The sequence below is a fragment of the Acinetobacter sp. Tr-809 genome (assembly GCF_011753255.1).
Classification (GTDB): domain Bacteria; phylum Pseudomonadota; class Gammaproteobacteria; order Pseudomonadales; family Moraxellaceae; genus Acinetobacter.
In genome coordinates this window covers 1-25,664 of record NZ_VWVZ01000008.1, presented here as the reverse complement: position 1 = coordinate 25,664, position 25,664 = coordinate 1, and the positions used below count along the sequence as shown (strand labels likewise).

Annotated in this window: 20 protein-coding genes; 13 read left to right on the top strand and 7 right to left on the bottom strand. The window is 42.8% G+C overall.

The window, feature by feature from the left end; all coding sequences use genetic code 11:
* Nucleotides 1-40 precede the first annotated feature (40 nt).
* Both F3J02_RS16140 and F3J02_RS16135 read left to right on the top strand, forming a co-directional pair.
* Complete coding sequence (locus tag F3J02_RS16140) at nucleotides 41-694, top strand: TetR/AcrR family transcriptional regulator (RefSeq protein ID WP_373885796.1); 654 nt, start codon at nucleotides 41-43, stop codon at nucleotides 692-694.
* 103 nt (nucleotides 695-797) lie between these two features.
* Complete coding sequence (locus tag F3J02_RS16135) at nucleotides 798-1,718, top strand: DMT family transporter (protein WP_167251118.1); 921 nt, start codon at nucleotides 798-800, stop codon at nucleotides 1,716-1,718.
* Nucleotides 1,719-2,111: 393 nt separating this feature from the next.
* On the opposite strand, the gene F3J02_RS16130 is transcribed toward F3J02_RS16135, so the two are convergent.
* The 3 genes from F3J02_RS16130 to F3J02_RS16120 are packed head-to-tail and all read right to left on the bottom strand — an operon-like array spanning nucleotide 2,112 to nucleotide 5,012.
* Nucleotides 2,112-2,681, bottom strand: a complete 570-nt coding sequence (locus F3J02_RS16130; RefSeq protein WP_167250919.1) for an L-threonylcarbamoyladenylate synthase — start codon at nucleotides 2,679-2,681, stop codon at nucleotides 2,112-2,114.
* Between the two features lie 36 nt (nucleotides 2,682-2,717).
* Entirely contained in the window at nucleotides 2,718-3,848 is a 1,131-nt protein-coding gene (gene dprA, locus F3J02_RS16125) for a DNA-processing protein DprA (protein WP_167250917.1), read from the bottom strand.
* 12 nt (nucleotides 3,849-3,860) lie between these two features.
* Complete coding sequence (locus F3J02_RS16120) at nucleotides 3,861-5,012, bottom strand: LysM peptidoglycan-binding domain-containing protein (protein WP_167250915.1); 1,152 nt, start codon at nucleotides 5,010-5,012, stop codon at nucleotides 3,861-3,863.
* A gap of 123 nt (nucleotides 5,013-5,135) precedes the next feature.
* Here F3J02_RS16120 and def point away from each other — a divergent pair, with 123 nt between their 5' ends.
* The 3 genes from def to F3J02_RS16105 all read left to right on the top strand — a co-directional run bounded on the left by def (nucleotide 5,136) and on the right by F3J02_RS16105 (nucleotide 8,295).
* On the top strand, nucleotides 5,136-5,666 hold the full coding sequence (gene def, locus F3J02_RS16115) for a peptide deformylase (RefSeq protein WP_004802009.1): 531 nt from the start codon (nucleotides 5,136-5,138) through the stop codon (nucleotides 5,664-5,666).
* 19 nt (nucleotides 5,667-5,685) lie between these two features.
* Nucleotides 5,686-6,123 carry a DUF2946 family protein gene (locus tag F3J02_RS16110; protein ID WP_167250913.1) on the top strand — a complete coding sequence of 146 codons (438 nt, stop codon included), beginning with the start codon at nucleotides 5,686-5,688 and terminating at the stop codon, nucleotides 6,121-6,123.
* A 75-nt stretch (nucleotides 6,124-6,198) separates the two neighbouring features.
* A complete protein-coding gene (locus F3J02_RS16105) occupies nucleotides 6,199-8,295 on the top strand; it encodes a TonB-dependent copper receptor (RefSeq protein ID WP_167250911.1) in 2,097 nt (698 codons plus the stop codon).
* A gap of 44 nt (nucleotides 8,296-8,339) precedes the next feature.
* On the opposite strand, the gene F3J02_RS16100 is transcribed toward F3J02_RS16105, so the two are convergent.
* A complete protein-coding gene (locus F3J02_RS16100) occupies nucleotides 8,340-9,101 on the bottom strand; it encodes a hypothetical protein (RefSeq protein WP_167250909.1) in 762 nt (253 codons plus the stop codon).
* A gap of 315 nt (nucleotides 9,102-9,416) precedes the next feature.
* Nucleotides 9,417-12,911 (bottom strand): PAS domain-containing hybrid sensor histidine kinase/response regulator, encoded by a 3,495-nt coding sequence (locus F3J02_RS16095; protein ID WP_167250907.1) that lies wholly within the window; start codon nucleotides 12,909-12,911, stop codon nucleotides 9,417-9,419.
* Between the two features lie 185 nt (nucleotides 12,912-13,096).
* Between F3J02_RS16095 and F3J02_RS16090 the strand changes: the two genes are divergently transcribed.
* Nucleotides 13,097-13,429, top strand: a complete 333-nt coding sequence (locus F3J02_RS16090) for a DUF485 domain-containing protein (RefSeq protein WP_004656466.1) — start codon at nucleotides 13,097-13,099, stop codon at nucleotides 13,427-13,429.
* A gap of 1 nt (nucleotide 13,430) precedes the next feature.
* A complete protein-coding gene (locus F3J02_RS16085) occupies nucleotides 13,431-15,146 on the top strand; it encodes a cation acetate symporter (RefSeq protein WP_167250905.1) in 1,716 nt (571 codons plus the stop codon).
* 53 nt (nucleotides 15,147-15,199) lie between these two features.
* Here the strand turns inward: F3J02_RS16085 and F3J02_RS16080 are convergent, their stop codons facing one another.
* Nucleotides 15,200-16,408, bottom strand: a complete 1,209-nt coding sequence (locus F3J02_RS16080) for an oxygenase MpaB family protein (RefSeq protein ID WP_167250903.1) — start codon at nucleotides 16,406-16,408, stop codon at nucleotides 15,200-15,202.
* An 85-nt stretch (nucleotides 16,409-16,493) separates the two neighbouring features.
* Between F3J02_RS16080 and F3J02_RS16075 the strand changes: the two genes are divergently transcribed.
* The gene (locus F3J02_RS16075) at nucleotides 16,494-17,090 is read left to right on the top strand and encodes a TetR/AcrR family transcriptional regulator (RefSeq protein WP_167250901.1); all 597 of its coding nucleotides are present in this window, start codon (nucleotides 16,494-16,496) and stop codon (nucleotides 17,088-17,090) included.
* A gap of 46 nt (nucleotides 17,091-17,136) precedes the next feature.
* Nucleotides 17,137-17,820, top strand: a complete 684-nt coding sequence (locus F3J02_RS16070) for an ion channel (protein ID WP_167250899.1) — start codon at nucleotides 17,137-17,139, stop codon at nucleotides 17,818-17,820.
* Here F3J02_RS16070 and F3J02_RS16065 read toward each other — a convergent pair.
* Entirely contained in the window at nucleotides 17,817-18,776 is a 960-nt protein-coding gene (locus F3J02_RS16065) for a LysR family transcriptional regulator (protein WP_167250897.1), read from the bottom strand. The two genes, F3J02_RS16070 and F3J02_RS16065, sit on opposite strands and share 4 nt — an antisense overlap.
* A gap of 228 nt (nucleotides 18,777-19,004) precedes the next feature.
* On the opposite strand from F3J02_RS16065, the gene F3J02_RS16060 reads away from it, so the two are divergent.
* The 4 genes from F3J02_RS16060 to F3J02_RS16045 all read left to right on the top strand — a co-directional run bounded on the left by F3J02_RS16060 (nucleotide 19,005) and on the right by F3J02_RS16045 (nucleotide 25,205).
* A complete protein-coding gene (locus F3J02_RS16060; protein WP_167250895.1) occupies nucleotides 19,005-20,213 on the top strand; it encodes an acyl-CoA dehydrogenase in 1,209 nt (402 codons plus the stop codon).
* A 228-nt stretch (nucleotides 20,214-20,441) separates the two neighbouring features.
* Nucleotides 20,442-21,758 (top strand): MFS transporter, encoded by a 1,317-nt coding sequence (locus F3J02_RS16055; RefSeq protein ID WP_167250893.1) that lies wholly within the window; start codon nucleotides 20,442-20,444, stop codon nucleotides 21,756-21,758.
* Nucleotides 21,759-21,773: 15 nt separating this feature from the next.
* Entirely contained in the window at nucleotides 21,774-22,997 is a 1,224-nt protein-coding gene (locus F3J02_RS16050; protein WP_167250891.1) for a CaiB/BaiF CoA transferase family protein, read from the top strand.
* A gap of 231 nt (nucleotides 22,998-23,228) precedes the next feature.
* Nucleotides 23,229-25,205 carry a BCCT family transporter gene (locus F3J02_RS16045; RefSeq protein WP_167250889.1) on the top strand — a complete coding sequence of 659 codons (1,977 nt, stop codon included), beginning with the start codon at nucleotides 23,229-23,231 and terminating at the stop codon, nucleotides 25,203-25,205.
* Nucleotides 25,206-25,664: the final 459 nt, after the last annotated feature.

The following is a 25,664-nucleotide window of genomic DNA, read 5'->3' as shown; positions in this document are numbered from 1 at the left end:
TGCGTCAATTAATTTGATAGTGATCGTTATGAAAATACCTGTGACTGTTATGACAAATGCACCTGATCCCCTGCCAACACCATGCGATGACAGCTTGAAAAAAAAGCGCGGTCGTCCAAAGTGCTTTGACGAGCAACAGGCTTTGGAAAAGGCCATGTTGCTATTTTGGGAGCATGGTTATGAAGCCACATCGATCAGTGATTTGACACAAGCGCTAGAGCTGACTGCACCGAGCTTATATAGTAGCTTTGGTGATAAAGCTGGGCTGTTTTATAAATGCATTGATTATTATTTGGCACATGAAGCTTGTCCGATAGTTCCTATTTTTTTAGAAGCCAAAACTGCCAAAGTTGCATTTGAGCTTTATTTATATGACAACGTCAAACGGTTGGCTCAACCGAATAAACCTGCAGGTTGTATGTTGGTTGTTGCGACCATGAGTTGTTCCGACAATGCGCAGGCGGTGCAACACAATATTCTGGAAAAACGTTTGCAGACCAAGCAAAAACTGTTTGAGCGTTTAGAGCAGGGAGTTGCCAATGGGGATTTGCCAGCAACAGCGCCTTTACAGGAAATGACAGATTTCTATGCAACAGTTGTGCAAGGGCTGACGATTCAAGCACGAGATGGGGCGACGGTTGAGCAACTACATAAGGTGGTTGAACACGCGATGCGCGCATGGGAGCTGTTCTAAGCCACGATGTCGTGACTGCGATATAAATGTCTGAAATACGATATTTCAATTATTTTGGACATCTTCCACAATACTCTCATTGCTGAGATATGGTGAGAAAATGATGGGTCAGTTAAGTAAGTACCAAAAATGGGCCTTCGTATTGCCCTTGATTGCAGTTTTGATTTGGTCGTTGAATATTGCTGTAACACGCTATGTGGCGGACTATATTTCGCCTGTAAGTATTAGTTTTTATCGCTGGTTTGTTGCCTTTATTATTTTGACACCGTTTATGTTGCCGAAAGTATGGCGACAACGCGCTGTAATTCGCCCATTGATTCCTAAATTAGCCGTACTCAGTGCTTTTGGTATGGTGTTGTACCAAGGTTTATCTTATACCGCTGCTCACTATACCACTGCGACCAATATGGGCATTGTGAATGCCTTTGTCCCGATCTTTACCATCTTTATCTCTTATTTTATTTTAAAAGATGCACCCAATCGTTTTGCCATTTTTGGCAGTCTCTTGTCTTTTGCGGGTTTGATTTATGTGATGAGTCAAGGTCACCTGTCAAACCTATTTGATCAAGGCGGGCACTGGGGCGATGCGGTCATGGTATTGGCTGTAGGTTTCTATGCATTTTATGGCGTGTTCTTGAAAAAATGGCAGCTACAGCTTCCTTTGTTAAGCAGCTTGTATGTGCAAATTGGTTTTGCGTTGGTATATCACATCCCATTCTTGCTCTGGTTTGGCCTAGATGGGATTAATGCACAGAATGCAGCGAGTGTTCTCTATGCAGGTATGTTCCCTTCATTAATTGCACCGTTATTATGGATGGTCGCTGTACAGGCGATTGGCCCAAATCGTACCAGTATTTTCATGAATTTAATGCCGGTATTCACTGCGATTATTGCCAGTTTCTGGTTGTCAGAGCATTGGACGATTTATCATACCATTGGTGGTCTGATGATCCTGATGGGGATCATTATGGCGCAGAAGAAAACGGTTAAAGCATCGGCTCCACTGGTTGAGTCTGCATCCTAAATGTGAAAATTGGTGGTGCGTTTGTTTAAAATATCAACAAACGCACCAAAAATATTTTTTGATGACTGTGCTTTCTATATGATTTGCAAATATATTTTTTAGATTTACTAAATTTATGATCAAAAAAAAGCTGAATAAAAATATAAATATAATTTTATTGAAAATACGGAAGTGACAAAATTGGTACGCTTTTCACACTTTTTGTTAGATAAATAATATATTTGTATAAATGGGACGATTCCCCCATAATACCAACCACAGCATGATGATTCATTTTAGAATGAATAAGTTGCTTACCAAATTTGCGAACCCTCTGGATGTGATTATACACATCCTTTTTATGCTCAGTTATCCCTATATAACTGAGCTTTTTTTTGTCCGCTATTCACCTAATTAGGCACGAACAACTTCACCTGTCAGTGCATTCAAAATGCGACTTGGCTCTCGGCTCAAGCCTAAATCACCTTCGAGATAATTTAATGAAGTGCTGAAGTAGTGTTGTGCTTCTTCTAAGCTTTGTGCGGGGGAGAGGCCAGCAGGGTTGGCGCTGGTAGAGACAATAAAGCCACCAAATTGCTGGCATAGCTCCATGCATAGAGGATGGGTAGTCACACGAACTGCGACCAAAGGATGCTGCCCTTTGATCCATGTTGGAATACTTTGATCAGCAGGCAGCAGCCAGGTTGTGGCACGTTCTGTCTCAAGGCGATTCGACCAGCTTGCAATCACTTGTGCTCGGATTTCTGCATTTAAAGTTGGTAGCAAATGCTCAACTTGGTCTAAATGCCCTGCCAATAAAATCACGCCTTTTTCAACGGGACGATGTTTGAGTTCTAAAATGTCTTGAAACGCTTGCTCATTGAATGGATCACAACCCAATCCCCAAACTGCTTCTGTCGGATAAGCCAGAACTTGTCCTTGCTTTAAAAGTTGAGCTGCTTCAGAAATCGAGGAAGTAATCATGGGAAGTATGTGAAAACAGGAGAGAGTATGACTAGTTTAATGCATTGGGCGACAACGTAAATAGCGTCCTGCTTGTTGCATGCATAAACCGAGTAATTCTAACTCCATTAATTGTGCTGTCAGTTTTGCAATGGGGACCGGATGGCGTTGAATCAACTGATCCAGATCTTGTCCGACCCAATCTAAAACTTGATAAAGCGCAATCAGATGATTGGGTAACGTTGCAGGGGCTATGGGTGCTACTTCAGTAGGATGTTGCTGGGTTTGCCATTGCGTTGGTAATGCAAGATCTTCGATGATTTGCTCGGGATGATCGACCAACGTCGCACCTTCGCGAATCAGTTGATGACAGCCTTGATGATGCTCACTGTATATATGCCCAGGAATCGCGAACACCATTTTACCTTGTGTTGCCGCCTCATTCGCGGTGATGAGAGAACCACTTTTGAGTGCGGCTTCTACCACTAAGACGCCGAGGCTAAGACCACTGACAATACGATTACGTCTAGGGAAGTGTTGTTGCAAGGGCATGGTGGTCGGTAGAAACTCGGTGACAATCGCACCTGATTGAACAATTTGTTGTGCCAGTTGGGTATGTTGTGATGGATAAACCGTATCTAGACCTGTACCCGTCACTGCAATGGTGCGCTGATGAGCCAGTCCACCTTGATGTGCGGCCTGATCAATTCCATGTGCGAGACCGCTACTGATATAAAAGCCTTTTTCACTTAAATAATAAGCAAAGTCATAAGCGACCTGCCGTCCATGAGGGCTGGGTTTACGACTGCCCACCATGGCAATTTGAGGTTGTAATAATGCTTGCGCCTGACCTTGCCCAAACAAAATGGGCGGACGATCTACATATGGCAATAGTTGAGTTGGGTAGCCAATATCATCAGGCGTTAAAATAAAATCACTATGTTTATAAACAAGATCAAGCAATTGTTGGAATTGTTGTTGTCCTTGAGGGCTTTGAAATTCGTCTACACGTTTTAAATGATTGGCATGTAAGCCAAGTTGAGACCATTCAGAGAAACGATGTGGCAGCGTCGCTTGCTCACAATTGCCAAAATGTTGCTGAATTTTGGCAAAACTGGAGAGCGAATGTTGAACCAAATACCACACCAGCACAGTGTGATAGTGGTGCGGTGACAGTTGATTCAACATCTGCTTGAGAACTTAGTCGTCGAGACGAGGTGGTCTGATATCTGAGCCAAGCTTAATTGGTAACTCACTTTCGAGTACATAAGCATAGCTGATACGGTCAAAACTCTTAAAGATCATAACACTACCTAGGTATTGCCCTGGGAGTTTTACTTTCTCTTTAGTTTTTGGATCACGTACTGTTTCACCATCTTGATAGATGCTAAAGACTTGCCCTGTTTCAACACCGTCAGCTGTGCCACGATCTACAGTAACAACACCATTTTTGGCTGCTGTACCGATTGATCCCATCACGCGAATAATTTTACCGCCGTCTTTTACCTGATTGGCATCAATTGGATAAAATAAAGTCGGTAGCATGGCATCTTGTTCAGCCATGATACGATCACCACGACGAACTTCACCGTTATAACTATCTGTCAGTTCAACTGTGGTGATGTCATTTTCGTTACGAATCGCAACGGCTGAAGCGACTTGGGTCAATTCAACACCAATGATTTGTTTTTTGCCATTTTGATCTAATGCGGTGTAGGGTTCACCTTCACGGAATACGCCATAGCGTTGACCGTTTTCAAGTCCTTTACCACGTACATAAACACTTTGACCCTTACCTGCCATTACACGATTATCTGCTGTACCTAAGATATAAGGTGTATTGGCAATCGCATCTGCTGGAATAACGAGGGTGCGTTCTAACCATTGTTGGATATGTGCTAAAGGAATTACGGGAACACTATTGTTCAACGCTTCAACACGAACCTGTGGACGTAAGTTTGAAGTATTACCTGTATAGCGACGAATAATACCGTCACAACCATCACCTTCATCTTTACCGATTAAAGGTTTACCGTTCAAACTACAAAGTAGTAAGCGATCCCCTGGATAAATCCAGTGCGGATTTTTCACATGTTTATTACTTGCCCAAATTTCGGGCCAGCGCCAAGGCTTACTTAAAAACTTACCCGAAATATCCCAAAGCGTATCGCCTTTTTTCACCACATAGACATGCGGTGCACCGACTTTGACTGAAGGTGGACTGACATTTGGGCTGGCTGCGTGGGCAAAATTAATGCTCATGCCTAATCCCGCACAAATTGCAGCGGCAATCAGTTGTTTTTTTAACCCCAAGGCATGAAATGAGTGTATGCCGTTTAAAACCTTTTTCATTATCATAATTCCTAAAAATTATGTGTGTAGTTGCGTTATAATAACGACTTTACACACAATTTTTTTGATCAAGTATTCCCTTTAGTTGGTTTTTTGATCAATGGCATAAGTGAGGACGACTGTATGGCCTTATTACCTATTCTAAGTTTTCCTGATCCCCGCCTTCGTACCATCGCCAAACCAGTCGAAGAAGTCACTGATGATATTCGTCAGCTTGCAGCAGATATGTTTGAAACCATGTACGAGGCACCGGGTATAGGTTTAGCGGCAACTCAGGTTGATCATCATATTCAGCTTATTGTTATGGACATCTCTGAAGAGAAAAACCAACCGATGGTGTTCATTAACCCCAAAGTCATTCCACTGACCGAAGATACTCAGCCTTATGAAGAAGGCTGTCTCTCTGTGCCTCAAATATACGATAAAGTTGAGCGTCCGTCACGTGTAAAAATCGAGGCAATTAACCTTGAAGGTCAAGCATTTGTGTTAGAAGCTGACGAACTTCTCGCTGTTTGTATCCAACATGAAATGGATCACTTAAATGGCAAACTTTTTGTCGATTATTTATCGCCATTAAAGCGTCAGCGTGCACGTGAAAAAGTGGAAAAAGTAGTTCGCCAACGTGAAAAAGAAAAAGTAAGCGTCAAACGTTAAGCGATAAACACTGTTAAAGATGCTTTCTTTGTTTCGTTGTGGTTTGTTACTCGCATTCACCGCGGTCTGTTTACAGATTGCGGTTTTCTTGCAGCCGCTACTTCCGAAGCAATATCAAATCGCGCCTGTATGTGAAACCATTACCAAGGCATTGCTTTTGCCTCAAGCGGAAACAGCGCAAAGTCACTCGGCACATAGTACACATCATCACAGCCATCAGCTTGAGCACGCTCAAGTCTCGATGCCGCAGCATGATCATCATGATCCCAATCATCAATGTCAGTACTGTACGGTCTATGCCAATTTAGTATTGCCACCTGAATTGGGTGTAAAAGAAGTTCTGGTCCGCATCCACATCCGTTTAGTTGCTTATCAACAAGCTTTCAAGCATGTTTACTTTGCACTGCAACGGCTGTTCTTATTGCCACAAGGGCGGGCTCCGCCACTCTCTGCATAACTTAAAAACTTCATTTTCGTTAGGGTTTTCAGAACTCTAGCGCTGTTTTATTTATGTTTTGAAGAGAGACCGATCATGGCTCAACCTAAATTTTTATTACAACCCCTCACGGTTGCGATTCTTGCTGCCTCAAATACCGCAATGGTCTGGGCAAATCCAGTTGTACAAGAAGATCATTCACATGCTCATGTTTCACTGGCGCCAATTGTTGTGACTGCACAACAACCGAATGAGAATAATGGTTTGGTGGTGCAAGCTGATCCTAAACAGCCGATTCAACCTGTACCTGCAACAGATGGGGCAGATTATTTACAGAGTATTATGGGTTTTAATGCCATTAAAAATGGCGGTACTAATGGTGATGTCACGTTCCGAGGCATGTTTGGTTCACGCATTAAAATGTTGGTGGATGGCAGTGAAAACCTTGGCGCTTGTCCATCACGAATGGATGCACCTACCTCATATATTCAACCGGAAAGTTTTGACAAAATTACCGTCATCAAAGGGCCGCAAACAGTTCAATATGCCAATACGGGTTCAGCCGCAACAGTAATTTTTGAACGTGAACCTGAAAAATTAACGCAAGAAAAACCGTATCGTGGACAGGCAAGTGTGGTGATGGGCTCTTATGGGCGTCTTGACCATAATGTTGAAGCCGCTGTTGGTGATGAGACGAAATATGCGCGTTTAAATGCCAATCGTTCGGAAGCGGATAATTATAAAGACGGTGATGATCAATCCGTACATTCGAACTGGAAACGCTGGAATGCTGATTTGGCTTTGGGCTGGAAACCAACGGATGATTCTTGGTTGGAGCTCCGTGCAGGTAAAGGTGATGGTGAAGCTGCCTATGCCGGTCGTGGTATGGACGGTTCACAATTTAAACGTGAAAGCCTAGCTCTACATGCTGAACAGAAGAATCTGACGGATGTGATTAAGAAAGTCGAAGCACAAGTTGACTATAGCTACAACAATCACATCATGGATAATTTCCGTTTACGTACACCACCAATGACAACCATGAAAATGCATGGCATGGAGATGACTGTACCGAATAAAATGGAAATGGAAGTGGCTCGCCGTACCCTAAACACCCGTTTAGCAGTGACGACAGACTGGGACAAGTTCAGTGTGGTGTCTGGGGTCGATACCCAGCATAACAAGCATGGTGGCAACATGATCATGTATGCAATGCCAAGCATGAATTCACCATTCAGCAATGACCTGAAATTCCAGTCTTATGGTGCGTTTAGTGAATGGACCTATAACACCGATGCGAATCAAAAATGGGTCGCGGGTGCGCGTGTTGATCAAGTCAAAATTGATAGTCTGGAAAATGGCAAAAGTCGAAGCGATACCAACCCAAGTGGTTTTATCCGTATCGAAAAAACCTTACCTGAACATGGTTTAAAAACCTATGCAGGCTTAGGTTATGTTGAACGTACCCCAGATTTTTGGGAACTCTATAGTACCTCTACCGATCGTGGTGTGGGTTCAACCGATATGATGGGTAAAACGACTTATCGTATGATTGATAACTTAGATAACCTGAAAAACGAACGTACTGCGCAGTTAGATGTAGGTTTTCAAGCGGAACATGGCGCATGGAATACATGGGCTTCTGCTTATGCGGGTTTAATTAAAGACTTTATCTTGTTGCAATACGGTGGATCAAATCAACGCTATCCTTTGGCGCGTAATGTAGATGCGACCATTGCTGGAGCTGAAGCTGGGGTCGGTTATCAATTTACAGATCACTTGCAAGCGGATGTTTCAACTATGTATGCATGGGGTAAAAACACTTCTGATGGTCGTGCTTTGCCACAAATTGCACCCTTAGAAGGACGTGTGAACCTACGTTATGTAGAAGAAAAATACAGCTTGGGTCTGTTATGGCGTGCTGTTGCTAAGCAAAACCGCGTGAGTTTGAATGAAGGTAATGTGGTTGGCTACGACATGAATCAAAGCAAAGCATTTAATACTTTAGCTTTAAATGGAACTTATAAGCTCACAGATGCGGTTGATGTTTCTGTAGGCGTAGATAATATGCTAGATAAAACCTATACCGAACACCTGAATAAAGCAGGCGCATCTATGTTTGGTTATGGGGCAAGTGAGCAGTTCAATAATATTGGACGCAACTACTGGATGCGTATGAGCATGAAGTTCTAATCAACAAAAAACAAGGTGGCTCAGCCACCTTGTTTTTCCTAAGTTTAAGCCAAACAGTCTTGTTTTGGCATTAAGCTATCGCAATACAATGGATTTAAAGCACATTGCAAGTCATCGATCTGTTCTTGAGTCACATAGCCTTTGGCTTTGAGATATTCTGCAACGCGATCATCACGCAGACTTAAAAATGCTGCATCATAAACGCCTAAATCAACAAATAAAGCAGCGGTTTCTAAGCCATTAAAATGGTCTAAGAACACATCATTTTCATACATTAAGAAAATGTGCGTCAAAGCAGCATTGGCATCGACTTTTAAGCGTTGGGCTAATTGTTCAGGGCGCGTTTTGATAAACAGTAAATCTGAAAGTTCATCGAACTGGGTTTTATCCAGTTGGTTTTCACCGCCTTTGACATGTCCTAACCATGCTTTAAATACCAATACTGCACCACCACGTAACAGCATACTCCAGATTTGATGACGTGTTTCATGATCAAGATGAGATGATTCTGCTTCGAGTGCGTCTAAGAAAGTCTCTTCTTGCTCTGCCAGTTTTTCAAATAAGCCAAGCCCTTGTGGGTGATAGGCAGCAGGTGCAAACACATCAAAATTGAGTTGGTTAAATACATTGAGTGCCAGTGGAACAGCGGCCTGGTAAAGCGTATTCAGTGCGCGTAAATGTGTTTCATCCAGTTTGCTGTGCACAAAGATGGTTTGCCAGTCCAGTTCCGGTAACAGGGCATTCGCACTGTATTGGCGATAAAACTGTTGTGAGCTATGGTCAGTTGAAGGGTGGCTGTTATTCATGATCAATGTCCTTTTTGACAATTTGTAATGAGAAACCCAACAAGCCGAGGTCTAGGTTTCGTTGAACTTGATCAATTTATGCGGTATCGAGAAAACAAGTAGAATACGACTAAAGTTGTAGATGTAATTTTAAGGGTTGAATTTAACAGTAAAAACAAACACTTGTTAAATTGTAAGTAAGTGTACAAACGTTCACTAATGTAAGTGAACGTTTTTGCCATAGCCAATAATGATTTGAGCACTTTGGTCAATTTATCATCGACTAAAGTGCATTGTTTTGATCATTTTGGCCTATGTTGCAAAATATTTTGCTAGTTATTGCATGGGCATGATTTTTAAACCAGATAGCCACGCGCGTAAGCCTGCAGGTTTGAGCGGCTTTTTCAACAACACAATATTCTGCTGTTTTAAGTAGTGCGGGAGCTCTGGGTCAGAATCTGCGGTAATAAGCGCGACTGGAATATGGGGCAGTCGATGTTGCTCAATGAAGTCTAGACCGCGTTGATCATGGTTCAAATGCTGGTCGATCAGCCAGACCTGAATGTCCTCTTGTTCAATCAGTCGTAGTGCTTGCTCAGGTTCTGTTGCAGTAAAAATCTGATAGCCCCATTTGCTCAGTAAAGTACGCATGCCTTCTAAAATGGTTTCGTCATTGTCCAGACACAATACTTTATAGGCGGTATGTTGTAGCGCTGTCACATGCGGTGTTGCCATTTGAATTTTTGGTGCTTCGGCAAGCGGTACTTCAATCATGAAGCAAGAGCCTTTGCCCAATTCTGAATAAACATGCACAGGAAAATCGAGCAGGCTGGTCATACGTTGTACAATGGCAAGGCCTAAGCCCAGACCTTGTTCACCCCAAGGCGAAGTATGTCCACAGCGTTCAAACTCTTGGAATAGTTTTAGGCGTTGTTGTTCATGAATACCTGGTCCTGTGTCCCAAACTCCGATACGAATATGGTTTGGACGCTGTGCCGAACGTAATACACCAACGACTACACGACCTTGAGCGGTATAACGCAATGCATTGCTGACAAAGTTTTGAATAATACGTCGCATCCATTGTGGATCGGTATCGACCCAAAATTTGGTGTCGTGAACTGACAGTTGAATATTGCGCTGTGCAGCAATGGATTTGAACTGTAATTCCAGATCATTTAATAGGTCATGCAGTGCATAAGCTTGCCGCTTTGGCTGAATCGTACCCCCTTCTAAACGGGCAATATCCAGTAGCGCAGAGAGCATGCTTTCTGCACCATACAAGGCACGATCCAGTTGTTGCAAGGTCTGTTGGTCTTCCGTTGAATGCACACTCTGCTCTAATGCGGTACTAAATAAACGGGCAGCATGCATCGGCTGTAATAGATCATGACTGGCCGCGGCAAGGAAGCGGCTTTTCGATTGATTGGCTTTATCTGCTTGTTCTAGCGCGAGTTGTTGCTCGGTCAATGCATTGGCAAGCTGCTGAGTTCGATCACTAACACGTTCTTCCAATACTGCTTCATTTTCACGGAAGGCAGTAATATCGGCAAAAGTGGTCACGAAACCACCGCCTTCAATTGGATTACCACGCATCTGAATGACCAACCCATCTTTGCGAATCCGCTCAAACTCATGTGCGCTACCCACTTTCATCCAGTGCAGTCGTTTACGCACATGTTCCTCAACTGGGCCAGGACCACATTCACCGCGTTCAGCGTTATAGCGAATCAGATCTGCGATCGGACAGCCGACGTAGACCAGATCTTTAGGATAATCAAATAGCTTTAAATATTGGTTGTTCCATGCCACCAGACACATATTTTTATCCACCACACTGACGCCTTGGGTCATATGGTCGATCATGGTCATGAGTAGGTTCTGGTTAAAACGCTGCCATTGTGAAGCTTGGTCGAGAATATTGGCAACTTGCCCGAGTGCCAAGCCATTGTTAATCATGGCAGTAGTGAGCAGTGTACGGGCAGAAGCTGCGCCAATAATCCCTGCCAGATACTGCTCAGTGAAACGCCACCACATACCATTGGCAACGTGATTTTCATTTAACACGACATGGTTTTGTTCACAAAACTGTTGGAAGGCTTGAAGGGTAGGTTTATCACCCGTAACCCGTTTGGCCAGAGCCAATAAGTCACCGACTTTCAGGCGTGCGGCATTCAGGTGTAGATCGCTTAGATCTGTATTGGACTGAGCCGATGGTAGAGGTTTACTTTCATAATAGAAAAAGCTTTCTGCTTGAATTTGCTCTGCCACACTTGGACGATATAGACGAGACACCCAGATATACAGCACCACATTGAGCCCCAGTGACCACAACACACCGTGGGTGAGGGGAGCAAAGGATTCGAATCCAAGCAATGCTTCAGGGCGTAAGCCATTGATATCGAAGGGGCCAAACAATAACAGATGTTGTGCAAATTCTTGATAGTGATCTGGTAGGCTGCGCAATACTGTTGGAAACAGCAGTGTATAGCTCCACATGGCAAAGCCCATGAGTAGGCCGACATAGACGCCTTGGCGACTTGCACCACGCCAATATAGCCCACCAATCAAGGCGGGAGAAAATTGTGCCACCGCACTAAAGGCCAATAAACCAAAGACTGAAAGTTGATTGATATCATTAAAGAAATGGAAGAATAAGAAGCCCAGTAACATCACACTGACGATACTAATGCGACGTGTCAATTTGAGTACGCGAGGTAGGTGCTGATCATGGCGAGAAATGATTTTAAAGCGCCATAATGCGGGCATGATCAGGTCATTACTGAGCATGATCGACAGTGCTACTGAAGCCACCAACAGCATGCCTGTAGATGCAGAGAAACCACCCAAAAAGGCCAATAAGGCCAACCATTCTTGTTGATAGCTTAAAGGTAAGGCCAATACCGCAATATCAGGTGTACCAAGTGATTCAGGTAAAGAGTGTAGCGCCCAACTGGCAATCGGAATAATCGCAATCACAGTAAGAATCAGATAGGCTGCGAACCAGCGTCGTGCACCACGAATATGCTTTTCATCCCGTAATTCAACCACTGCTACATGAAATTGACGTGGCAAGCAAATCATGGCTAAGCCTGCAAGTAGGGTTTGAATCCAAAAAGTTTCAGGCACCCCCAGTTGTTGTAGGTCATGAAAATGCTGACTGACATCGCTGCTGACCTGTTTGATATTGTCGGGTGACTGTAATAAGAAAAAAGCAGCAACACAGAGCAAAGCAAACAGTTTAACAAAGGACTCAAACGCCACTGCCAGCATTAAACCACCGTGCTGTTCGGTATGCGCAATATGGCGAGTGCCAAAAATCATTGCCAAAATCGCCAGCACTGCGGTTAGCACTAACACACTATTGGTAGTGGTATGGATATGCGCATTTTGCTCGAGAATGATGGATGCACTGAGGGCAATGGCACGCAATTGCAAAGCCAAATAAGGCACGATTGCAATCACGGCAAGGATGGTCACCAGTGCTGCTAAGCTGCCGCTTTTGCCATAACGCGCTGCGACAAAATCGGCAATCGAAGAAATCGCATGATGTTGACGTATTCGACCTAAGCGTTTCCAGATGTCATAACCAAACCAGATGAACAGCAAGGGACCGAGATAAATCGGTAGAAAAATAACCCCCTGACGTACCGCAGCACCTGTCGCACCGTAAAAGGTCCATGATGAGCAATAGACGCCTAAAGTTAAACTAAACAGTAGCATGCGGCCGCGAGTGCTTAAACGGCTGGCATGTTTTTCACCAAAAAAAGCGCAGCCGAATAACAGCACAATATACAGGGCAAGCACACCAAGAATAAGCCAACTGTTCATATTGCTCACGTGATCAAATTCCATTTTTTATCATACCCGAAGTGCGGGTATAGCAAGGAGTAGAGATTGTCATTTAGAGACCAAAGTCTAAGTTACGAGTCAAGCATAATCTTGTTACTTTGGATAATGAAAAATCCCATGTGAAAAAGGGGTCCACGGTTGGACACAAAAATAAGGAGTCAATTATGGATGATTCACAGGTAGATCGAATTCTACGAAATCCAAAGTTTCAAGAGATGGTCAGCAAAAAGCGCACATTAAGTTGGACATTAACAGCAATCATGCTGTTTATCTACGTTGGGTTTATGCTTTTGGTTGGCTATAACAAAGAATTTTTAGCAAGTTCATTTAGCGGTGGTGTGACCACATGGGGAATTCCCCTTGGTTTAGGCATTATCGTATTGTCATTTATCTTATGCGGTGTGTATTCCTATATTGCCAATACGAAACTTGACCAACTGAATGAAGCAGCCCTCAAGGAAGTTGAGGCCATTGCACATGAAAAAGGGATGCACTGAGATGAAAGGGACATCATTCAAAGCGATACTGTTCACGCTGCTAAGTTTTTGCTGCTCAAGTATTGCATTCGCGGGTCCAGACCTAGGTGCTGCTGAACAGCAGGCGACCAACTGGCACGCAATCATTATGTTTATGATCTTTGTCGGTTTTACATTGTTCATTACCAAATGGGCGGCAAAGCAAACTCAATCTGCACAAGACTTTTATACGGCAGGTGGTGGAATCAGTGGTTTCCAAAATGGTTTGGCGATTGCGGGTGACTATATGTCAGCGGCATCATTTTTGGGTATTTCAGCATTAGTTTTTAGTTCAGGTTTTGATGGCTTACTTTACTCACTTGGTTTCATGGTGGGTTGGCCAATTGTACTTTTCCTTGTTGCGGAACGCTTACGTAACTTGGGTAAATATAACCTGTCAGACGTGGTGTCATTCCGTTTGGAAGAAAAGCCAGTCCGTACCTTGGCAGCTTTCAGCTCATTGGTCGTGGTTGCGTTCTACCTGATTGCACAGATGGTAGGTGCAGGTCAGTTGATCAAATTGCTATTTGGCTTGAACTACAACATCGCAGTTGTGATCGTCGGTCTATTGATGATGGCTTATGTGATCTTCGGTGGTATGTTGGCAACGACTTGGGTACAGATCATCAAAGCGGTGATGTTACTCAGTGGTGCGACTTTCATGGCCTTTATGGTAATGAAAGCAGTTGGCTTTAGCTTCACTAATATGTTTAACCAAGCCATTGGTGTGTATAGCCAAGCGCATAGTATGAGCTGGGAGGAAGCATCAAAAATCATGGGGCCAGGCAAACTCGCGGCAAATCCAATTGATGCGTTATCACTTGGTCTTGCGTTGATGTTTGGTACGGCAGGTTTACCTCATATTCTTATGCGTTTCTTTACCGTAAAAGATGCGAAAGAAGCACGTAAATCAGTTGTGGTTGCAACAGGCTTTATTGGTTACTTCTATCTGCTCACCTTCATTATCGGTTTCGGTGCAATCCTATTTGTTGCGAACAACCCACAGTTCCTTGATGTTGCAAAAGCAGCAGTGACAGGAAAATTAGAGTTGGTTGGTGGTAACAACATGGCTGCTGTGCATTTGAGTGATGCAGTTGGTGGTGACTTGTTCATGGGCTTCATTTCAGCGGTCGCATTCGCAACAATTCTTGCGGTGGTAGCTGGGTTGACTTTGTCAGGTGCTTCAGCGATTTCACATGACTTGTATGCCAACGTGTTCAAGAAAGGCAAAACTACCCCTGAATCTGAATTGAAGATGTCAAAAATTGCAACTTTAGGTTTAGCAATCTTTGCCATGATCTTGGGTATCTTGTTTGAGAAGCAAAACGTTGCTTTTATGGTGGGTCTAGCATTCTCAGTTGCATGTTGTGCAAACTTCCCAATTCTCGTGTTATCAATGTTCTGGAAAGGTTTGACCACACGTGGTGCAGTGATTGGTGGCGTTGTTGGTTTGGTTGGTGCGGTAAGCCTGATCATTCTATCTAAAGCAGTTTGGGTGGATACCTTGGCAATTTCTGAAACTGCGCCAAACCCATTCAATGGTCCAGCATTATTTGCAATGCCTTTATCATTCCTTTGCTGCTGGTTCTTCTCTGTAACTGATAAATCAGCGCGTGCAGAGAAAGAACGTAAAGCCTTTGATGCTCAGTTTGTTCGTTCAATGACAGGTATTGGTGCTTCTGGCGCGTCAGATCACTAATCAAAACCAAGCATAAAGTAAAAGCCCTCATTGATTGAGGGCTTTTTTATGGCTTATTGATGCATACTGGCCAGTTGCTGCCCTTGATTGCGGTATAAAGACAAGCCAATGCGTTGTACCTGCCGTCCATTTTGTTCAAGGAAGCTGTTTAATTTTGGAATATGTTTAGCGCCTGTATATAAAGCTAAATTACGACCAATCAGATAATACGCAAACCAAGATGCCGATTGAGGGGCCAAACCGAGCTTCCGCATTTTCTTACGGCCAATAAAAAATTGAGTAATCTCTAGATGTTGCTTATAGGCCAGTTTTTGTTGGAAAGAACGTAGATAGCGATATTTTCGCTCAAAGGGTTCTTTGGAAAGACTGGAACCCAATGAAACGCTGCTGGCATCAGATTGAGGATGTGCGAAGTGCATCCAGTAAATCAGTTTCCAACCATCGGCTTCATGATCGACTAACCATTTTTCTTCAACGCCCATTAGCCAGCCTGCGTATTTCCAAAAATGTAGAAAGCTGTCGACTTCTTGTTTACTCGGAAAAATGCCTAAAGCCCGTATCCCAAGCAATACCACACCACTAAAAGCGATATTGGTCATCGCCTGATCATATTGATTGATCGGAATTCCCCAAGTGTCGGCATCCCATTTTTCTGATTTTTGCAGTTGATGACGCACGAGTGAATGAATAAAACGTACAAAAATGGTGGAGGTGAAACCTTTGCTAAAACGTTCAAAACCATTTTGTTCGGTAATATCGACCCACCATTTGGTGGTTTCAGCCAAACGTGTACCTGCCTGTTTTTTTAATGCGCCTGTCAGTACCAAGGGTTGGTTAAAACCAGGGTACATATAGCCAGTCATTAGGGATAAATCTCGGAGGATCAGTCCGTTATTGATTCCCAAACGATAGGTAAATTTCAGTGCAGCATCAATTTTGTTTTGATCATACCAAGCAGGTTTTTGTTCAACGAATTGGAAGAAGGTAGTGAGTTCAGGAATTTCATGTGGCAGTTTATCGAGGCCTTGATATAGGGCAGTTTCAAAGTATTTACGATGTTGTTTCGGATTCTGAAGCACCCATAGCAGCAGTTGATCCATGAGTGCATCACCGCTTTGCAGGGCGGTATTCAGTGCCTGATACTCTGCATAACTTGGCTGAACCTGTTGATGGGTCATATAACTCAGAATTCTGGTTTTGATATTGGATTGACTCATGTCTTCAAACGCGGCCAAGCGTTTGGGTTTAACAATGTTTTGCATTGCATAAAGCCTCTGATTGTTATTTAATCAAAGCTTAATATGAATAATTGTTCGCATTCAATTCGCATTCTAGACGAGTCTGTTTATGAGAAAACGACCACAGCAGCAACGTGCCAAAATGATTGTCGAAAGCATTTTGGAAGGGGCGCAGAAATGTATTTCTGAATATGGGGTGTTACAGGTGACTACACCTAAAATCTCTGAAAAATCAGGCGTCAGTGTTGGATCGATTTATCAGTATTTTGAAAATAAAGAACAAATCATCGCAGAACTATTATTGCGTAAAAGTGAAAGCTTGGGGCAAGCGGTAAAACAGTTGGTGATGCTACAACAGCAAAGCTCTATTCAAGACATCATCACATTAAGTATTGCTTTTGGCTTTGAATCTTTGAAATCCGATCAAGGTTTTTTTATCGAAATCTTAAAAAACTGGCATGCCTATAGTGACTCGGAAGCGGCACAAGTTTTAGAGCAGCATTTTTTAGAAGTCGGCATGTATTTATTCGGACGTTATTATCCGAACTGGGATTTTGAGACCTTAAAACATAAGTCTTTTGTGATTATTAACAGTACCTTATTTACCATGATGCGTTATGCCAGTAAAAATACTTTTCTCATTGAAGAACAACGACTGCAACAAGAACTCTCGAAAATGATTGTTTCTTTTTTAGATGCAGTATGATGCACTCAACAAAAATGAAAACCATAACAAGATTCAGGAAAACAACATGCAAACCTTAAAACAATTTTGGCAAGGCTTTCGTTTACTTCCATCTGCATGGTTATTGCTGGTTCAATTGGCTTTGTTAATTTTGGCGATGCTCACTTATGGCGATAGCGAATTTCGTGCCTTAACTTGGTCATTGGGCGTATTGGCCTTACTGATCATCGCTAAAGTGATTCGTCAAACCCCTGTATTTACCTTTTGGGGACTGGTTTTTGTCAGTGGTGCTTTTTTATTTTCGATCCTGATTTTTATTGGCTATAGCAATTTGATGATTCAGATCATCGCACATAGTTTTGAAGCGTTGGCTTATTTCTATGCAGCATATGGTTTGTTGCGCTATATGTTTGCGGATCGTTATCTCACCAAAGATGAATTGTTTGCGGCAGGGGCGGTATTTACCCTCATCGCTTGGGCATTTGCCTTTCTATATAGTATCTGTCAGTTGTTGCTACCGAACAGTTTTCAAAATTCAAATCAACCGCAGGCATTACAACATTGGTTGGATCTTTTATTTCTCAGTTTCAGCCTACAGTCGGCAACAGGTTTATCTGATTTGATCCCGATTAGCCCAGCTGCAAGAGTACTGGCAATGTTGCAAATGTTTGGTGGGGTGATGTATCTGGCTGTAGTGGTATCTCGCTTGATTGCATTGCAATATATTAGTCATCAGCCTAAAAATAATTAATTTGATGCATATGTTGAGATTGTCGGTACAGCGGTCTCTTGTTGCAGCCATTCGATGAATTTCAGCATGATAGGGTTGTCTGGCTGTTCGGCATATACAAAATAATAGCAACGTGAACCAGTCAATTTATGTGATGACACGATGATGAGTTCGCCTTGGTTCAATTCTTTTTCAATCAGCATTTGCGGAATTAATGCCACACCTAGATGATGTGTGGCAGCAACAGCCAACATGGAAAAAAGCTCATGACGCTGGCCTTCCATGGCATATGGCGCATTGTAATTTAGACTCTCAAACCATTCCTTCCAAATTGCTGGGCGAGTGGTTTGCTGTAATAGTGGGAGCTTCGAGAGTTGTTCAGCACTTAGATCAAGGGTGGCAGGTGGGTCGTATTCAATCGATGCTGGATAAAATTTCTTGATCAAGGCTGGCGAGCAAACGGCAACAACCTCCTCAGGCATTAAAAAATGTGCTGTGGTGCCAGGCCAGTTTTCCACTTGAGCAGGTGTGCCTGCATAAATTGCGGCATCAAAAATTTGTTCACTAAACAGAAAAGGCTTGGTACTGGTTTCAAGGTGAATGGTAATTTCAGGGTAGCTTTCATTAAAATGATGCAAACGTGGCAATAACCAACGTGTTGCAAAGGTTGGAACCACGCCCAGTTTGAGTGTACCGCCCAGTCCTTGATGCGACATTAGATCAAGGGTGCTGTGCTCCAGTCCCAACAGATGTGTCTTGATATTCTTGAGGTATTGCTCACCAGCACTTGTGAGCTCTACGCCATGCCTTACTCTGTGAAACAATTGCAGATTGAGAAATTCTTCTAATTGTTGAATCTGCCTAGAAATCGCACTTTGTGTCATGCTGAGTTCCTGTGCTGCATGGGTATAGGTTTTATGTTTGGCAGCCGCTTCAAAGCAAATTAGTGACTGTAATGAGGGAATCATACGTCGCATAACAGCATCCTTGAATTAATTGCGAAAAAGAGTGATGACCTGAAGATCGTTCAAATTTTTACCTTATCCTGAACCCTCTTTTTAGCAGAACAGCAGCAGTGATTTCAATTGAGCTATGCGTTTTCTGCATAGCTGTATGAAAAAACATCGTTTGCTTCACTGTGCAATCTGGCCTAGCATCAACAGCAGAACTTATATCAAGATCGATTAAAAGGAAGATAAAAAGTCATGGCAAATCAAGGAAAGCGTGTCTCTTTTAACTGGCAAGATCCATTTTTACTTGAACAGCAACTCAGCTCAGAAGAGCGCATGATTCGTGACAGTGCTCAGGCCTACTGTCAAGATAAGCTCATGCCACGTGTATTGGAACAATTTCGCCATGAAAAAACTGATCCAGCTATTTTTCGGGAAATGGGTGAGCTAGGACTGTTGGGTCCAACCATTTCAGAGCAATATGGTGGTGCAGGACTGAATTATGTCAGTTATGGCTTGATTGCCCGCGAAATTGAACGAGTCGATTCAGGCTATCGTTCGATGGCCAGCGTACAAAGCTCATTGGTAATGGTACCGATTGATGAATTTGGTACCGAAGCACAAAAACAGAAATACCTCCCTAAACTGGCAACAGGTGAATACATCGGTTGTTTCGGTTTAACTGAGCCTGATCATGGTTCAGACCCTGGTAGTATGTTGTGCCGCGCTAAAAAAGTTGCAGGCGGTTATCGCCTTAGTGGTAGCAAAATGTGGATTACCAATAGTCCAATCGCAGATATATTTGTAGTCTGGGCCAAAGAAGTTTCTGAGACAGGCAATGTCGGGGAAATTCGCGGTTTTATTTTGGAAAAAGGCTGGGAAGGACTGTCTGCGCCTGCAATACACGGCAAGGTCGGACTTCGTGCATCGATTACCGGTGAAATCGTGATGGATCAGGTCTTTGTGCCAGAAGAAAATGCGTTCCCTGAAGTGCGCGGTCTGAAAGGACCATTTACTTGCCTGAACAGTGCTCGTTATGGTATTGCATGGGGAGCAATGGGCGCTGCGGAATTCTGTTGGCATACCGCGCATCAATACACCATGGATCGTAAACAGTTTGGTCGACCTTTGGCCGCCAATCAGCTGATTCAGAAAAAGCTGGCGGATATGCAAACCGAAATTGCTTTGGGCCTGCAAATCGCATTACGTTTTGGACAAATGAAAGATGCAGGTATTGCTTCAGTAGAGGGGACTTCGCTGATCAAACGCAATAACTGTGGTAAAGCGCTGGAAATTGCCCGTTTGGCGCGTGACATGATGGGCGGTAATGGGATTAGTGATGAGTTTGGCGTGGCACGGCATCTAGTCAATCTGGAAGTGGTGAATACCTATGAAGGCACCCATGATGTACATGCCTTGATTCTCGGGCGTGCGCAAACAGGTATCGCTGCATTTTCTAACTAAAGTTTCATCACCTAGTTGAATTGAAAGATACGCTTTCGGGCGTATCTTAGGGCAAATTCACGCCTAAAAAAATTGACCTATACCAATTAAAATCGTCAAGGATTCATCAAGCGCATTTTAGGTGAAAAATGACACTTTGCTAAAAACAATAAATAGCACTGTAGCAAAGTATTCATCACATTAATGATTGATGAAAGACCAGACCCATTTGAGAAAATGAGGTGTCAAATGAACAATGATGTTCAAGCGGTAGCAAGTCCTAATATGAGCAAATGGCCATCCAATTTGGGAACCTATGAGCGGATTACTCCACACACATGGAAATTTGCCTTGTTGTTTGCCTACTTCGCCATGGTGGTGGATGGTGTCGATATTATGTTGCTGTCCTATAGTCTGACCAGCTTAAAAACGGAATTTGGATTATCTACCTTTCAGGCGGGTGCACTTGGTAGTGCATCTTTAGCTGGGATGGGGATTGGCGGTATTTTGGGTGGTTGGGCCTGTGATAAATTTGGGCGGGTCAGAACCATTGCCCACTCCGTGACTTTCTTTTCAGTTGCGACCTGTTTGTTGGGCTTTACCCAAAGCTTTGAACAATTTATGTCACTACGTTTTATCGGAGCATTAGGGATAGGTGCCCTGTATATGGCTTGCAATACCTTAATGGCTGAATATGTTCCAACTTCTTATCGCACCACAGTACTGGGCACTTTACAAACGGGTCAAACCGTTGGCTATATCGTCGCAACCTTACTTGCAGGTGCCATCATTCCAGAACATGGCTGGCGTATTCTATTCTTCATTACCGTGATTCCTGCAGTAATTAATATCATTTTGCAGCGCTTTGTGCCTGAACCTAAATCTTGGCAGCTCTCAAAAATTAAAAGCTTGTCCCCTCAAATGCAGGACGTTGTTACGCCCCAAGAACAACCGAAAAGCCAAAGTATTTATAAGCAAATTTTTGCCAATCTAAAGCATCGGAAAATGTTCCTGTTGTGGATGAGTACAGCCTTCTTTTTGCAGTTCGGTTATTACGGTATTAACAACTGGATGCCAAGTTATCTGGAAACTGAAGTGAATATGAACTTTAAGTCGCTCACCAGTTATATGGTTGGTTCTTATACTGCAATGATTTTAGGAAAGATTCTGGCTGGTTATTTGGCGGATAAATTCAATCGCCGTGCCATTTTTGTGTTTGGAACTTTGGCCAGTGCAATCTTTTTACCAATCATTATTTTCTTTAATACGCCTGACAATATTCTGTATTTATTAATTACCTTTGGCTTTCTTTATGGGATTCCATATGGCGTCAATGCAACCTATATGGCGGAATCTTTTTCAACTGATGTGCGTGGCACTGCGATTGGTGGGGCTTATAACATCGGTCGTGTGGGTGCAGCAATCGCACCAGCAACCATCGGTTTTTTAGCTTCTGGCGGAACCTTTACCATGGCATTTATTATCATGGGAGCAGCCTATTTTATTGCAGGGGTGTTACCAGGGTTATTTATTCGTGATCGTCAATACGATCCACAAAAAGCATAATCAGGAGGGATCATTATGGGTGCATTGACAGGTTTGCGTGTACTAGATCTAAGTCGGGTTTTGGCAGGGCCTTGGTGCAGTCAGATTCTGGCTGATTTAGGGGCTGAAGTCATTAAGATTGAACGTCCTAAAACGGGTGATGATACTCGTATGTGGGGACCACCATGGATGAAAGACGATACGGGACAAAGCACACGAGAGGCGGGATATTATCAATCTGCGAATCGGAATAAATATTCGGTTGCGATTGATATAGCGTCAAATGAAGGCCAGACTTTGCTCAGGGAGATGGTCAAAGACAGTGATGTCCTGATTGAAAATTATAAAGTCGGTTCATTGCGTAAATATGGGCTGGACTATGCCAGTTTAAGCGAAATCAATCCGGGGCTGGTCTATTGCTCAATTACGGGTTTTGGGCAAACGGGACCACGTGCATCTGAACCTGGTTATGATTTTGTCATTCAGGGTATGGCGGGATTGATGAGTATTACGGGTGAACGTGATGATTTAGCAGGTGGTGGCCCACAAAAAGTTGGGGTTGCCGTTACCGATTTGCAAACAGGTTTGTATGCCACGATTGCGATTCAGGCTGCACTTTGGTCGCGTCAAACCACGGGGAAAGGACAGCATATTGATTTGTCTTTGCTCGATGTACAGGTCGCAGGTTTAGCCAATCATGGGATGAACTACTTGATTACAGGGCAGGCACCGAAGCGCTGGGGCAATGCACATGCCAATATTGTGCCTTATCAAACTTTTAAGGCAAAAGATAAGGACTTTATTATTGCTTGTGGTAATGATGCCCAGTTTAAAGCCCTGTGTCAGGCTATCGGTCAAGCTGAATGGGCTGAGCATCCCAAGTTTAGATTCAATCAGGATCGACTTGCACATCGTGGAGAGTTGACCACTTTAATGGATCAGCATTTTCTTAGCCAAGCTGCACAATATTGGGTAGAACGGATTCATGCAGTCAAAGTGCCTGTCGGCATGATCAATAATGTGGATGAGGCATTACAAGAACCCCAAGTACAAGTACGGGAAATGGTGGTCGAGATCCCACATCCCCAATATCGTCATTTTAAAATGATTGCGTCACCGTTGAAGTTGTCTGCAACACCTGTGGAATACCGTCTTGCACCACCACGTTTGGGAGAGCATACCCATCAAATTTTGGCAAAATATTGCTCAGCAGAAAACTTAGTACATTTAACTGAACTCGGTGTCATCGGGCATTTGTAAAAATGCCTGAAATTTATTTTTAACGTTTAGATTGCTTTAAATCTGTATTTGATAAAAGAGTGCAGTGGTTAAACATTATCTTTGTTACAGCATTACAACTGCTTTATTTTTCACATTTTTTATAATTAGTCTCGAGTTTTACATGCTTTAAGCTCGCTTTTAATCACATTGTGAATGTCTTCTTTGGCCATTATGGCCTGTCCATTATCATTAGAATAACGTGGGGGAATTATGCCTTCCAAGCCATCTTCGCATTTTGCGAATGTCAATCCAAACGTGTTTTTAAGCACGGTAATTATTATTGCGATTTTTCTGGCAATCGTCATTATCGCACCGAGTTCATTTGAATTTTTGACTCAACAATTAAAGCAGTGGATCACAGACTCATTTAGCTGGTTCTATGTATTGTCTGTTGCGGTCTTCCTGATTCTATTGATTTATATTGCCTGTTCGGCCAGTGGAAAAATCAAATTAGGGCCTGATCATAGTCAGCCTGAATATAGCAATGGCTCATGGTTTGCCATGCTATTTACTGCAGGAATGGGGATCGGATTAATGTTCTTTGGTGTGGCGGAGCCAGTGATGCACTATGTCACCCCACCAAGTGGTGACCCTGAGAGTGTAGCCTCTGCACAGCAAGCTTTACGCATTACTTTTTTCCATTGGGGTCTACATGCGTGGGCAATTTACGCCGTGGTTGGATTGGCTTTAGCCTATTTTGCTTATCGTCATAATCTGCCTTTAAAAACGCGTTCAGCTTTATATCCGATTATAGGAAAGAAGATTTATGGTCCTTGGGGCGATGGTATTGATACCTTTGCCACCATTGGTACGGTCTTTGGGGTAGCAACCTCTCTGGGTTTTGGTGTTACTCAGATTAATTCTGGCTTACATTATTTATTTGGGGTGGAGCAAAGTAGTCAAGTCCAAGTGGGTTTGATTGTCTTTGTAAGTATTCTCGCTTCAATGTCAGTATTTCTCGGTTTGGATAAAGGCGTAAAACGTCTTTCTGAGCTGAATCTGGTCTTGGCTTTGGTACTTTTAGCCTTTGTATTTATTGCGGGCCCAAGTATCTATCTACTACAAACGACCATTCAGAACATGGGTTCGTATATGTCGAACCTATTTGGTATGACCTTTAATCTCTATGCTTATCAACCGAATGGCTGGATTGGTGGTTGGACCATTATGTATTGGGCATGGTGGATTTCATGGTCGCCATTTGTTGGGATGTTTATTGCACGTGTATCGCGTGGCCGAACCATCCGTGAATTTATTGTCGGTGTATTACTCATCCCGACTGGTTTTACCATTATCTGGATGGGCTTTTTAGGGAATGCTGCACTGTTCAATATTATGCAAGAGCATAATGTGAGTTTGATTCATGCCGTACAAAGTGATTCATCTGTTGCGTTATTTGAATTTTTGAATCATTTGCCTTTTTCAGGGGGGATGAGTTTACTCGCGACAGTATTGGTGATGTTATTCTTCGTCACATCTGCCGACTCTGGGGCATTGGTAACGGACTACCTGACTGCTAAAACCGAAAATTCACCGACATGGCAAAGACTATTTTGGACGGTATTAATGGCAGCATTGGCTATTATTCTATTGTTGGTCGGTGGTCTATCTGCATTGCAATCCTCCATCATTATGAGCGCATTGCCTTTTACTTTTATTATGTTGCTAATGAGTTGGGGCTTATTGAAAGCCTTGAAACTTGATGTGACCAAGATGAAAGCGATTCAGGAAGCACGAATTACACCGCGAGCGATTAATAACCCAAGAAGTTGGCAGCAACGTTTGGGGCTGATCATGCATTATCCGCATACAGAGGAAGAAGTTCAGCAATACATCGATACGCAAGTTCGAAAGGCTTTTGAAAGCATTCAACGTGAATTTAAACGCCGTCATTTAGAAGTGGATATTCGTGAGATAGAAAATGGCTTGCAACTGCATGTCGATCATCATCATGAAATTAACTTTACGTATAAAGTGGTTTCTCATGCCACTGTCCCACCTAGCTTTATGTTAGGGCGTGCAGATGAAGATGAGGCCAATTACTTTCAGGCAGAAGTGTTCTTAAGAGAAGGTGGTCAAAATTATGATGTGATGGATTGGACCCAGGAAGATTTAATCCAAGATATTATTGATCAATATGAACGCCATCTTTATTTCTTGAATATTGTGAGAGGCACAAGTTCTTAATCAAAAATTCTGACTGCAATATTGAAAACAACGGTTTTGAGCTTATCAAAGCCGTTGTTTTTATTTGGATGATTGTATTTTAAGCATGAAGAGGATGCTGGAAAGACTTTTTAGTGAAGTGAGGAGGCTAAAATAAAAGCTAAATATAAAGATTAAGTTGTTTTTCCGCTGATAATTAAAACAAATTTAATAAAAAATGATTAAATTACAGTGACTTACTTTATTTAAATTCACTTTTAAGATAATTAATAAATTTTAAATTATATAAATCAGTGAATTAGATAAGTTAAAGTTTAAAAATAAAACAACCGAATAATTTAATTTTTAAAAGTGCTTGCACCTGCCCTGAAATGCTGTAGAATGCACATCCATCGGCGGTGATGCAGATAAAAACTTGTTGAGAAACAAGGATTTGGCTAGAAAGGTTGGATTCTTGGTTTGATTGATAAGTTTGCTAAA